This window comes from Rhodococcus sp. ENV425 (genome assembly GCF_002887785.1).
Classification (GTDB): Bacteria; Actinomycetota; Actinomycetes; order Mycobacteriales; family Mycobacteriaceae; genus Rhodococcus; species Rhodococcus aetherivorans.
This window is the reverse complement of the sequence record NZ_PCZU01000065.1, coordinates 1,349-14,048: the sequence shown is the minus strand read 5'-3', so window position 1 is coordinate 14,048 and position 12,700 is coordinate 1,349. Positions and strand designations below refer to the sequence as shown.

General features: G+C 71.0%; 11 protein-coding genes and 1 pseudogene. All 12 read left to right on the top strand.

Annotated elements, in window-relative coordinates; all coding sequences use genetic code 11:
• Positions 1 to 923, top strand: a 923-nt coding sequence (gene argC / locus CQZ88_RS05000) for an N-acetyl-gamma-glutamyl-phosphate reductase (protein ID WP_258008446.1), incomplete at its 5' end; no start/stop codon positions are given.
• Positions 920 to 2,176 (top strand): bifunctional glutamate N-acetyltransferase/amino-acid acetyltransferase ArgJ, encoded by a 1,257-nt coding sequence (argJ, locus tag CQZ88_RS04995; protein ID WP_006936493.1) that lies wholly within the window; start codon positions 920 to 922, stop codon positions 2,174 to 2,176. The genes argC and argJ, both read left to right, overlap by 4 nt.
• A complete protein-coding gene (argB, locus tag CQZ88_RS04990) occupies positions 2,173 to 3,117 on the top strand; it encodes an acetylglutamate kinase (protein WP_029543897.1) in 945 nt (314 codons plus the stop codon). Before argJ ends, argB begins: the two co-directional genes overlap by 4 nt.
• The gene (locus tag CQZ88_RS04985; RefSeq protein WP_102799330.1) at positions 3,114 to 4,301 is read left to right on the top strand and encodes an acetylornithine transaminase; all 1,188 of its coding nucleotides are present in this window, start codon (positions 3,114 to 3,116) and stop codon (positions 4,299 to 4,301) included. The genes argB and CQZ88_RS04985 overlap by 4 nt, the downstream gene beginning before the upstream one ends.
• A 4-nt stretch (positions 4,302 to 4,305) precedes the next feature.
• Positions 4,306 to 5,235 (top strand): ornithine carbamoyltransferase, encoded by a 930-nt coding sequence (argF, locus tag CQZ88_RS04980; protein WP_006936487.1) that lies wholly within the window; start codon positions 4,306 to 4,308, stop codon positions 5,233 to 5,235.
• An 11-nt stretch (positions 5,236 to 5,246) separates the two neighbouring features.
• Positions 5,247 to 5,762 carry an arginine repressor gene (locus CQZ88_RS04975; RefSeq protein ID WP_006936485.1) on the top strand — a complete coding sequence of 172 codons (516 nt, stop codon included), beginning with the start codon at positions 5,247 to 5,249 and terminating at the stop codon, positions 5,760 to 5,762.
• 59 nt (positions 5,763 to 5,821) lie between these two features.
• The gene (locus tag CQZ88_RS04970) at positions 5,822 to 7,021 is read left to right on the top strand and encodes an argininosuccinate synthase (RefSeq protein ID WP_006936483.1); all 1,200 of its coding nucleotides are present in this window, start codon (positions 5,822 to 5,824) and stop codon (positions 7,019 to 7,021) included.
• Between the two features lie 74 nt (positions 7,022 to 7,095).
• Positions 7,096 to 8,517 carry an argininosuccinate lyase gene (argH, locus tag CQZ88_RS04965; RefSeq protein ID WP_029543893.1) on the top strand — a complete coding sequence of 474 codons (1,422 nt, stop codon included), beginning with the start codon at positions 7,096 to 7,098 and terminating at the stop codon, positions 8,515 to 8,517.
• Positions 8,518 to 8,644: 127 nt separating this feature from the next.
• Positions 8,645 to 11,608 carry an AMP-binding protein gene (locus CQZ88_RS04960; RefSeq protein ID WP_006936480.1) on the top strand — a complete coding sequence of 988 codons (2,964 nt, stop codon included), beginning with the start codon at positions 8,645 to 8,647 and terminating at the stop codon, positions 11,606 to 11,608.
• A gap of 43 nt (positions 11,609 to 11,651) precedes the next feature.
• Positions 11,652 to 11,885, top strand: a complete 234-nt coding sequence (locus CQZ88_RS04955; RefSeq protein ID WP_006936479.1) for a Trm112 family protein — start codon at positions 11,652 to 11,654, stop codon at positions 11,883 to 11,885.
• 2 nt (positions 11,886 to 11,887) lie between these two features.
• Complete coding sequence (locus tag CQZ88_RS04950; protein ID WP_006936476.1) at positions 11,888 to 12,505, top strand: DNA-3-methyladenine glycosylase; 618 nt, start codon at positions 11,888 to 11,890, stop codon at positions 12,503 to 12,505.
• Between the two features lie 7 nt (positions 12,506 to 12,512).
• A pseudogene (locus CQZ88_RS30455) lies at positions 12,513 to 12,700 on the top strand (tyrosine--tRNA ligase); the annotation flags it as partial.

Below are 12,700 nucleotides of genomic sequence, written 5' to 3'. Positions count from 1 at the left end.
CCGCCGGCGGCAACGCCGGCGCGACGCTCCGCGAGTTCCATCCCCACCTGCTTCCGCTGGCCGACCGCATCCTCGGCGCCACCGATCTCGACACCCTGGCCGGCCACGACGTCGTGTTCCTCGGCCTGCCCCACGGCCACTCCGCCGTCATCGCCGAGCAACTGCCCGACACCACCGTCGTCATCGACTGCGGCGCCGACTTCCGTCTGTCCGAGTCGGCCGACTGGGAACGCTGGTACGGCGGCGACCACGCAGGAACCTGGCCCTACGGCATGCCCGAGCTGCCCGGCAAGCGTGAGCACCTGATCGGCGCCACCCGCATCGCGGTCCCCGGGTGCTATCCCACGTCGGCCACCCTCGCCCTGGCCCCCGCCGTCGCGGCCGGCATCGTCGAGCCGAGGGTCCAGGTCGTCGCCGTGTCCGGCACCTCCGGCGCCGGCAAGTCCCCCAGGGTCGACCTCCTCGGCTCCGAGGTGATGGGCTCGGTGCGGGCCTACGGCGTCGGCGGAGCGCACCGGCACACGCCGGAGATCAAGCAGAACCTCGCCGCCCTGACCGACGCCGCCGTGACCGTCTCCTTCACCCCCGTGCTGGCGCCGATGCCCCGCGGCATCCTCGCGACCTGCACAGCCCCCACCACGGCCACCGCCGCCGAGGCCCGGGTCGTGTACGAGAAGGCCTACGCCGACGAGCCGTTCGTCCAGGTGCTGCCCGAAGGGGTGCTGCCCACCACCGGTGCGGTGCTCGGCTCCAACGCCGTGCAGCTCGCCGTCACCGTCGACCCCGACGCCGGCGTCCTCGTCGCCATCGCCGCGCTCGACAACCTGACCAAAGGCACCGCCGGCGCGGCGGTGCAGTCCATGAACCTGGCACTCGGCCTGCCCGAGACCGCCGGCCTGTCCACCGTGGGAGTCGCCCCGTGAGCATCGACAGACACTCCACCGACGAGCACGTCTACGCCGACGCCGTCGACATCGCCGGCGGACGCCTGATCCGCACCCAGGGCGTCACGTCGCCCGCCGGGTTCCGCGCCGCGGGCATCCCCGCCGGCATCAAGGCCTCCGGCAACCCGGACCTCGCGCTGGTCTTCAACGAGGGTCCGGAGCTGACCGCCGCCGGCGTGTTCACCACCAACAAGATCAAGGCAGCACCCGTGCTGTGGTCGCAGCAGGTCCTCACCTCCGGCGCCCTGCGCGCGGTGATCCTGAACAGCGGCGGCGCCAACGCCTGCACCGGCCCCGGCGGGTTCCAGGACACCCACGCCACCGCGGAGAAGGTCGCCGAAACCCTCAGCAACTGGGGCACCGAGACCGGTGCGGGCGAGATCGCCGTGTGCTCTACCGGGCTCATCGGCGACCGGCTGCCCATGGGCAAGGTCCTCGCCGGGGTGGAGGAGATCGTCCACGAACTCGCCGGCGGCATCTCCGGCGGCACCGACGCCGCCTACGCCATCATGACCACCGACACGGTGCCCAAGCAGGCGGCCCTGCACCACGCCGACAAGTGGAACGTCGGCGGCATGGCCAAGGGCGCCGGCATGCTCGCCCCCGCTCTGGCCACCATGCTGTGCGTCGTCACCACCGACGCCGTCGCCACCGCCGAGCAGCTCGACCGCGCCCTGCGCGCCGCCACCCGGCTGACATTCGACCGCCTCGACGTCGACGGGTCCACCTCCACCAACGACACCGTGCTGCTGCTCGCGTCCGGTGCCAGCGGCATCGCCCCCACCCAGGAACAGCTCGACGCCGCCGTCCTCGCGGTGTGCGACGACCTCGCCGGGCAGATGATGGCCGACGCCGAGGGCGTCACCAAGCGGGTCACCGTCACCGTCCGCGGCGCCGCAAGCGAACAGGACGCCCTCGTCGGCGCGCGCACCGTCGCGCGCGACAACCTCGTCAAGACCGCCCTGTTCGGTTCCGACCCCAACTGGGGTCGCGTCCTCGCCGCGATCGGCATCGCCCCGATCGACCTCGACCCGAACCGCATCTCCGTCACGTTCAACGGCTCCCCGGTGTGCATCGACGGTGTCGGCGCCCCCGGCGCCCGCGAGGTCGACCTCTCCGGCCCCGACATCGCCCTCGACATCGACCTCGGCGTCGGCGACGCCGAGGTGACCATCCGCACCACCGACCTCTCCCACGGCTACGTCGAAGAGAACTCGGCCTACTCGTCATGACCGGAACCGATATGGCCACCGATCCCATCGCGCAGCTCACCGCCCACCAGAAGGCGTACGTCCTCGCCGAGGCCCTGCCGTGGCTGCAGAAGTTCCGCGGCAAGATCGTCGTGGTCAAGTACGGCGGCAACGCCATGATCGACGACGACCTCAAGCGCGCCTTCGCCGCCGACATGGCGTTCCTGCGCACCGTCGGCGTCCATCCCGTCGTCGTCCACGGCGGCGGACCGCAGATCAACGCCATGCTGAAGCGACTGGGCATGGCAGGTGAGTTCCGCGGTGGTTTCCGCGTCACCACCCCCGAGGTGATGGACGTCGTCCGCATGGTGCTGTTCGGCCAGGTCGGCCGCGAACTCGTCGGCCTGATCAACGCCCACGGCCCGTACGCCGTCGGCATCTCCGGCGAGGACGCCCACCTCTTCACAGCCACCCGCCGCACGGTCGTCGTCGACGGCGAGGACACCGACATCGGTCTCGTCGGCGACGTCACTACCGTGGACCCCGCCGCCGTCCACGACCTCATCGCGGCCGGCCGCATCCCCGTCGTCTCCACCATTGCCCCCGATGCCGAGGGCGTGGTCCACAACATCAACGCCGACACCGCCGCCGCCGCCCTCGCCGAGGCCCTCGGCGCGGAGAAGCTCGTGGTCCTCACCGACGTCGAGGGCCTCTACACCGATTGGCCCGACCGCAGTTCCCTCGCCACCAGCATCGACGCCGACGCCCTGGCCGATCTGCTGCCGTCCCTCGACGCCGGCATGGTCCCGAAGATGGAGGCCTGCCTGCGGGCCGTCCGCGGCGGCGTGCCCACCGCCCACGTCATCGACGGACGCCAGCCGCACTCGGTGCTGCTCGAACTCCTCACCGAGGAAGGCATCGGCACGATGGTCACTCCCACCCACCCCCGGACGACCGCACCCACCCAGGAAGGCACCTCATGACCGGCACCTCCGAACTCCAGCAGCGCTGGGCCGGGTCGCTGATGAACAACTACGGCGTCCCCAAGGTCGCCCTCGTCGCCGGCGACGGTGCCGTCGTCACCGACGCCGACGGCAAGCAGTACCTCGACCTGCTCGGCGGCATCGCCGTCAACGCCCTCGGTCACCGCCATCCCGCCATCCGCGAGGCCGTCACCGCGCAACTCGACACGCTCGGCCACGTGTCCAACCTCTACGCCAGCGGACCCGTCGTCGAACTCGCCGAGCGTCTCCTCGCGCACTTCGGGCACCCCGGCCGGGCGTTCTTCTGCAACTCCGGCACCGAAGCCAACGAGGCTGCGTTCAAGCTCGCCCGGCTCACCGGACGCCCCAAGATCATCGCCGCCGAGAAGGCCTTCCACGGCCGCACCATGGGCGCCCTGGCACTCACGGGCCAGCCCGACAAGCGCGCCCCGTTCGAACCCATGCCCCCCGGCGTCGAATTCGTCCCCTACGGCGACGCGGACGCCCTCGACGCCGCCGTCGACGAGAACACCGCCGCCGTGTTCCTCGAACCGATCATGGGGGAGTCCGGCGTCGTCGTCCCCCCCGAGGGCTCCCTGGCCCACGCCCGCCGCATCACCGCCGAACGCGGGGCGCTGCTCGTCCTCGACGAGGTGCAGACCGGCATCGCCCGCACCGGCACGTTCTTCGCCCACCAGGCCGTCGGCATCGTGCCCGACGTGATGACCCTCGCCAAGGGGCTCGGCGGTGGCCTGCCCATCGGCGCCGTCGTCGCCACCGGACCGGCCGCCGACTTCTTCCAGCCCGGCAAGCACGGCACCACCTTCGGCGGCAACCCGGTGTGCGCCGCCGCCGCGCTCGCCGTCCTGCGCACCATCGACGAACAGCACCTGCTCGCCCACGTCGACGCCGTCGGCAAATCCATCGCCACCGGCATCGAAGCGCTCGGGCACCCCCTCGTCGACCACGTCCGAGGCGCCGGCCTGCTGCTCGGCATCGTCCTCACCGACACCAAGGCACCCGCCGTCGAAGCGGCCGCCCGGGACGCCGGCTATCTCGTCAACGCCGCCGCCCCCGACGTCATCCGCCTCGCGCCGCCGCTGATCCTCACCCAGGAACAGGCCGACGGGTTCGTCGCGACGCTGCCCTGCGTGCTCGACGCCGCCCAGCAGGAAGGAAACTAGACCCATGGTGAAGCACTTCCTCAAGGACGACGACCTCACGCCCGCGCAGCAGAGCGAGGTCCTCGACCTCGCCGCGGCCCTGAAGAAGGCCCCGTTCTCGGCCCGTCCCCTCGAGGGCCCGCGCGGCGTCGGAGTCATCTTCGAGAAGAACTCGACCCGCACCCGCTTCTCCTTCGAGATGGGTATCGCCCAGCTCGGCGGCCACGCCGTCGTCGTCGACGGCCGCACCACCCAGCTCGGACGCGAGGAAACCCTGCAGGACACCGGCCGCGTCCTGTCCCGCTACGTCGACGCCGTCGTCTGGCGCACCTTCGGCCAGGACCGGCTCCAGGCGATGGCCGAAGGCGCCACCGTGCCCCTCGTCAACGCCCTCTCCGACGAGTACCACCCCTGCCAGGTCCTCGCGGACCTGCTCACCCTCCGCGAGCACAAGGGTGAGCTGCACGGGCTGAAGCTGACCTACCTCGGCGACGGTGCCAACAACATGGCGCACTCGCTGCTGCTCGGCGGTGTCACCGCCGGCATCGACGTCACGATCGCCGCCCCCGCCGGTTTCGTCCCGAACCCCGCCGTCGTGGACGCGGCCCGCGCCCGCGCCGCCGAAACCGGCGCGCGGATCACCCTCACCGAGGACCCGCGCGCCGCCGTCGCCGGCGCCGACGCCCTCGTCACCGACACCTGGACCTCCATGGGCCAGGAGAACGACGGACTCGACCGCGTCGGTCCCTTCCGCCCGTACCAGGTCAACGCCGAGCTGCTCGCGCTCGCCGACCCGAACGCCGTCGTGCTGCACTGCCTGCCCGCCCACCGCGGCGACGAGGTCACCGACGAGGTCCTGGACGGACCGCAGTCGGTGGTGTGGGACGAGGCCGAGAACCGCCTCCACGCACAGAAGGCGCTGCTCGTGTGGCTGCTCGAGCAGCGCGAACGGTAACCGTGAGCAGCGTGGCCGAACCGTCGAGCGGCGCCGGACCGGCCGGCGCCGCCGCGGCCCCGACCCGCGCGGCCCGGCAGGCCCGGATCACCGCGCTCGTCGCCACCCACGCGATCCGCAGCCAGCCGGAACTCGCCGCGCTGCTGGCCGCCGAAGGCATCGAGGTGTCGAACGCCACCCTCTCCCGCGACCTCGAGGAGCTCGGAGCGGTCAAGCTCCGCGGGGCCGACGGCGGGCCCGGCGTGTACGTCGTCCCTGAGGACGGGAGCCCCGTCCGCGGCGTGTCCGGAGGCACCGACCGGCTCTCCCGCCTGCTCGGCGAACTGCTGGTCTCCACCGACTCGAGCGGCAACATCGCCGTGCTCCGCACCCCACCCGGAGCAGCGCACTATCTGGCCAGCGCACTCGATCGGGCATCATTACCCGAAGTGGTCGGCACCATCGCCGGCGACGACACCATCGCGGTGATCGCGCGCGAGCCCCTCACCGGAGCCGACCTCGCCGCGAAGATCGAATCCCTGGCCTGATCCGATCGCGCACCGAGCACCGATAGACGCAAGTTCAATCAAGAAGGAGCACAAACACAATGGCCGATCGCGTCGTACTCGCCTACTCGGGCGGGCTGGACACCTCCGTCGCCATCAGCTGGATCGGCAAGGAGACCGGCAAGGAGGTCGTCGCCGTCGCCATCGATCTCGGCCAAGGCGGCGAGGACATGGAGGTCGTGCGCCAGCGCGCCCTCGACTGCGGCGCGGTCGAATCCGTCGTCGTCGACGCCAAGGACGAGTTCGCGGAGGAGTACTGCCTGCCGACCGTCCAGGCCAACGCCCTCTACATGGACCGCTACCCGCTGGTCTCCGCGATCAGCCGCCCCCTGATCGTCAAGCACATCGTCAAGGCTGCCCGCGATCACGGCGGCACGGTCGTCTCGCACGGTTGCACCGGCAAGGGCAACGACCAGGTCCGCTTCGAGGTCGGCTTCGGCGCCCTCGCCCCCGACCTCGAGGTCATCGCCCCCGTCCGCGACTACGCCTGGACCCGCGAGAAGGCCATCGCCTTCGCCGGCGAGCACAACCTGCCGATCAACGTCACCAAGAAGTCCCCGTTCTCGATCGACCAGAACGTGTGGGGCCGTGCCGTCGAGACCGGCTTCCTCGAGGACCTGTGGAACGCCCCCACCAAGGACGTCTACGACTACACCGAGGACCCCAGCCTCAACTGGCAGGCCCCCGACGAGCTGATCATCACCTTCGAGAAGGGCGTGCCCACCGCGATCGACGGCCGGCCGGTCACCGTGCTCGAGGCCATCCAGGAACTGAACCGCCGCGCCGGCGCCCAAGGCGTCGGCCGCCTCGACATGGTCGAGGACCGCCTCGTCGGCATCAAGAGCCGCGAGATCTACGAGGCCCCCGGCGCTCTCACCCTCATCCACGCCCACCAGGAGCTCGAGCACGTCACCCTCGAACGCGAACTCGGCCGGTACAAGCGCCGCGTGGAGGAGCGCTGGAGCGAGCTGGTCTACGACGGTCTCTGGTACTCGCCGCTGAAGTACGCGCTCGACGCGTTCGTCCAGAACACCCAGGAGCACGTCTCCGGCGACATCCGGCTCGTCCTGCACGGCGGCCACATCGCCGTCAACGGCCGCCGCAGCGCCGAATCGCTGTACGACTTCAACCTCGCTACCTACGACGAGGGCGACAGCTTCGACCAGTCCAACGCCAAGGGCTTCGTCCAGATCCACGGCCTGTCCTCCAAGGTCGCCGCCAAGCGGGACCTGGGCCTGTAGTCATGACCGCCCACGACGCCGATGGCATCCGGAGTCACGATGCCGAAGGCATCCAGAGTCACGATGCCGAAGGCATCCAGAGTCACGGCACCAACGAGGGCGCCCTGTGGGGCGGCCGGTTCGCATCCGGACCGGCCGCCGCCATGGCGGCACTGAGCAAGTCCACCCACTTCGACTGGGCGCTCGCCCCCTACGACGTCCGGGCCTCCAAGGCGCACGCGCGCGTGCTGCACAAGGCCGGCCTGCTCAGCGAGGCCGACCTCGCCACCATGCTCGACGGCCTCGACCGGCTCGGCGCCGACGTCGCCTCCGGCGCGTTCGCCCCGGCCGAGTCCGACGAGGACGTCCACGGCGCCCTCGAACGTGGGCTCATCGAGCGGGTCGGTCCCGACGTCGGCGGCCGGCTGCGAGCCGGCCGCTCCCGCAACGATCAGGTCGCCACCCTGTTCCGGATGTGGCTGCGCGACGCGGCGCGACGTATCGCCGGCGGTGTCCTCGCCGTCGTCGACGCCCTCGCCGACCAGGCCGCCGCGCATCCCGCCGCGGTGATGCCGGGCAAGACCCACCTGCAGGCAGCACAGCCGGTACTGCTCGCGCACCACCTGCTCGCGCACGCCCACCCGCTGCTGCGCGACGTGCAGCGGCTGCGGGACTTCGACGCGCGTGCGGCGGTGTCCCCGTACGGCTCGGGAGCGCTCGCCGGCTCCTCCCTCGGCCTCGACCCCGACGCGATCGCGGCAGAACTGAACTTCGACTCCGCCGCCGAGAACTCGATCGACGCCACCTCCGCGCGCGACTTCGCTGCCGAGGCCGCGTTCGTGTTCGCCATGATCGCGGTCGACCTCTCCCGCATGGCGGAGGAGGTCATCCTCTGGAGCACCCCGGAGTTCGGCTACATCACCCTCGCCGACGAGTGGTCCACCGGATCGTCGATCATGCCGCAGAAGAAGAACCCGGACGTCTCGGAACTGACCCGGGGCAAGGCAGGTCGCCTCATCGGCAACCTCACCGGCCTGCTCGCCACCCTCAAGGCCCAACCGCTGGCGTACAACCGGGACCTGCAGGAGGACAAGGAGCCGGTGTTCGACTCGGTCCTGCAGCTCGAGCTGCTGCTGCCGGCGATCACCGGTCTCGTGTCCACCCTGACCTTCCACACCGATCGTATGGCCCAGTTGGCACCCGCCGGATTCACCCTCGCCACCGACATCGCCGAGTGGATGGTGCGCCAGGGTGTCCCGTTCCGCGTCGCACACGAGGCGGCCGGGGCGTGCGTGCGCGCGGCGGAGGCGCGCGGCGTCGGCCTCGAGGAACTCACCGACGACGAGCTGGCGGCGGTCGACCCCGCGCTGACGCCGCAGGTCCGCGAGGTGCTCACCGTGGAGGGCTCCATCGCTTCCCGCAACGCCCGCGGCGGCACCGCGGGCGCCCGGGTAGGTGAACAGCTCGACGGAGTTCGTGCCGCCGCTCGCGCGCTGCGGGACTGGGTGCGCAGCTGACCGGCCCGCTCGGTGAACAGGGCCATCGCCTCGACGTAATGTGGCAGGCTGTCATTCCTGACAGGGTGGACACACGCAGAACTCGGCGGATGGGAAGAGGTTCGTGGCACTGGGCGGTGGATCGGTGATGGGGCCCCTGCGGCGCGTGGTGGCGACCGCGCAGAACGGCCTCGAGGTGGTCCGTCACGGCGGTCTGGAAACGGGGGCGACACCGTCGCCGTTCCAGATCGTCGAGCGGACCGGCATGTACAGGCTGCGGCACTACTACCCGGAATCCGACGCCGCCGAGAATGCTGCTCCGGTGGTGCTGGTCCCCCCGATGATGATGTCGGCGGACGTCTACGACGTCACCCGCGATACCGGAGCCGTCGGCATCCTGCACTCGATGGGTCTCGACCCCTGGGTGGTCGACTTCGGCTCCCCGGACCGGGAAGAAGGCGGGTGGGACCGCACCCTCACCGACCACATCATCGCCCTCGACGAGATCATCGATCACGTGCACGAATACACCGGCCGGGACATCCACCTGGCCGGGTACTCGCAGGGCGGCATGTTCTGCTATCAGGCCGCGGCCTACCGCCGCAGTCGGCACGTCGCCAGCCTGATCACCTTCGGCAGCCCCGTGGACACCCTGGCCGCCCTGCCGTTCGGGATTCCCGAGGGCGTCGCCGTCCGGGCCGCCGACTTCCTCGCCGACCACGTCTTCAACCGGCTCGCCATCACCGGGTGGATGGCCAAGACAGGCTTCCAGTTCCTCGACCCCGTCAAGACCGTGCGTTCGCGCATCGAGTTCCTCATGCAGCTGCACGACCGGGAAGCCCTCCTGCCGCGCGAACCTCAGCGCCGCTTCCTCGACACGGAGGGGTGGGTGGCCTGGTCCGGTCCTGCAGTGGCCGAGTTGCTTCGCCAGTTCATCGTGCACAACCGCATGGTCAGCGGCGGCTTCGTCATCAACGACCGGGCCGTGAGCCTGGCCGAGATCACTTGCCCCATCCTCGCGTTCGTCGGCGAGGTGGACGACATCGGGCAGCCCCTCGCGGTGCGCGGCATACGCAAGGCCGCCCCCCGGGCTCAGGTGTTCGAATACTCCTTGCGCGCAGGCCATTTCGGGCTCGTCGTGGGCGGCACCGCGGCGCGGCAGACCTGGCCCGCCGTCGGCGAATGGGTGCAGTGGCGGGAAGGGCACGGCGACCGGCCGGTCGGCGTCGGCCGGATGGCGATCCCCGAGCTCCACGCAGAAGGAGAGACCGGGGTGTCCGTCGCGGCCCGCCTCACCCACACCGTCGCCACCATCGCCGAGGTCGGTGTGGAGGTCGGCAAGGGCATCGCCGACCTGGCCTCCGAAACGGTGCGCGGGGCCCGGGAGCTGTCGGGGGAGGCGGCCCGGGCCCTTCCGCGCCTGGCCCGGCTCGGACAGATTCAGCCACGAACCCGCATCTCGCTCGCCGGCGTCCTGACGGAGCAGTGCCGCAAGGGGCCGCACCGCGAGTGCTTCATCTACGAGGACCGCGTCTACACCTTCGCCGACGTCAATCGGCGGATCGACAACGTGGTGCGCGGGCTGGTGCACTCCGGTGTCCGCCCCGCCGCCCACATCGGTGTCCTCATGGACACCCGTCCCAGTGCGATGGCCGCGGTCACGGCCGTCTCCCGCATCGGCGCGGTGTCGGTCCTGCTCCCGCCCGGCCCCGACCTCGACGAGGCCATCCGGTTGGGCGCCGTCCAGAAGATCATCACCGATCCCGAGAACCTCCAGCAGGCGATCGCCACCGGCATCCCGGCCCTGGTCCTCGGTGGTGGCAGCATCCGCGAACTGGACATCCCGGCCGGCGCCGACGTCGTCGATCTCGAACACCTCGACATCACCACGGTCGAACTCCCCGGCTGGTATGCGCCCGACCCCGGCGTCGCGCGCGAACTCGCCTTCCTCCTGTTCACCGGGAGCGGCGACACCCTGGAGATGCGTCAGATCTCCAACCACCGATGGGCGCTCTCGGCCTTCGGCACCGCCACCGCCGCCGCACTGGGGCGTGGTGACACGGTGTATTGCCTTGCCCCGCTTCATCATTCGTCCGGTCTCCTGGTCAGCTTCGGTGGCGCGCTCGCCGGCGGCTGCCGCATAGCCCTGTCCCACGGCCTGGACCCCGCCCGCTTCAGCGAGGAAGTGCACCGCTACGGCGTCACCGTCGTCACCTACACCTGGGCGATGATGCGGGACGTCCTCGACAGCCCGGCACTGCACATCGACGAGATCCACCCCGTCCGCCTCTTCATCGGCTCGGGCATGACGCCCGGCCTGTGGCGGCGGACCCTCGAACGCTTCGCTCCCGCCCAGGTGCTCGAGTTCTATGCCTCCACCGACGGCGAGATCGTCCTGGCCAACGTCTCGGGTGCCAAGATCGGATGCAAGGGACGGCCGCTGCCCGGCAGCGCCGAGGCACGCCTGGCGGCGTGGGACCCGACCACCGGTCGTCTGGTGGAGGACGCGCGGGGCTTCGTCCGCGAGAGCGCCGCCGGCGAGGTCGGCCTCCTGCTCGGCCGGCCCAGCGCGTCGACGGAAGCGCTGCCCGGCGTCATGCGGGGAGTGTTCGAACTCGGCGACGTGTGGGTGCCCACCGAGAACCTCTTCCGACGAGACCAGGACGGTGACTACTGGCTGCTCGACAGCAAGCACAGTGTCATCCGCACCCCGCACGGACCGGTGTACGGCCAGCCGGTGGTGGATGCCCTCGGCGGTATCCCGCGGGTCGATCTCTGCGTCGTATACGGCGTGCGCACCGGAGACACCGAAGTCGCCGTGGCCGCGTGCACCCTGCGCGAGAACCGCGCGCCGAGCGCCGCCGAGATCACGGCGGCACTCGACGCGGTTCCCGCTCCGGAACGGCCCGACCTGGTCCATGTCGTGCCGCACATCGCACTCGGGCCCACGTATCGGCCGATGTCCGGTGACCTGCCGGCGCGGGGCCTGCCGAAGCCGACCGTGCGGTCGTGGTTCGCCGACCCGGCGACCGGAACCTACAAGCGGTTCACCAAAGCGGTCGCGGCGAGATTCACCGGCGTCGGCACAGGTCCGGCACCGGGCGCACGGTAGCCTGGGGCCGTCCGAGTCCCGCACCACCGTCGAGAGGACCACCGTGGCTGTCGATCCCACGCTGCTGAGCATCCTGGCCTGCCCGCAGGACAAGGGGCCGCTGCTCCTCGTGGACGATTCGGTTCTCTACAACCCGCGGTTGCGCCGCGCGTATCCGATCGAGAACGGCATCCCCGTCCTCCTCGTCGACGAGGCCCGAGCGGTGACCGAGGCCGAACACGAGGACTTCGTCGCGCGCGGCGTGGCCGGCTGGACCGAGGACCGGGTGGCGGACTGAGCGTGGCGTTCGAGCGGCTCACCGGGGTCGACCCGCTGACTGCGGCGCACACGATCCTCGGCGCCACGCTGTGCGCGGGCGAGGTGGTCCTGCGGATCACGGAGGTCGAGGCCTACGGCGGGCCCGAGGACGGTCCCTGGCCCGATCCGGCGGCGCACTCCTACCGGGGACGTACGCCGCGGAATGCGGTGATGTTCGGCCCTGCCGGCCATCTCTACATCTACCGCAGCTATGGGCTGCACCACTGCGCGAACATCTCCGTGGGGCCCGACGGAGTGGCCGCGGCGGTACTGCTGCGAGGTGCCGAAGTAGTCGCGGGGGAGGAGATCGTCCGTTCCCGGCGAACGGCCGGGACTCCCGCACCGAACCTTGCCCGCGGACCCGGCAACCTCGCGGCCGCCTTGGGATTGACGCTGGCGGACAACGGGATCGATGTGCTCGACGATGGCGCAACCGCGAAACTCACTCTGGGTGACGTCGACCGGGTCGCGTCGGGCCCACGCGTGGGCATCAGTGTCGCGGCCGAACGACCGTGGCGGCTGTGGATCCCCGGCGCCGTGGGGGTGTCGGCGTACCGGCGCAGCCCGCGCGCGCCGGCCGCTCCCCGTCGGATGGGATGATCGAGCGGTGACTGAGCACATCCTCGACGAACTGACCTGGCGTGGACTGATCGCCCAATCGACCGACCTCGACACACTCCGCCGCGATCTCGCCGCGGGCCCGGTCACGCTCTATGCCGGATTCGATCCCACCGGGCCGAGTCTGCATGCCGGTCACCTCGTGCCGTTGCTGGCCCTGAAGCGTTTCCAGCGAGC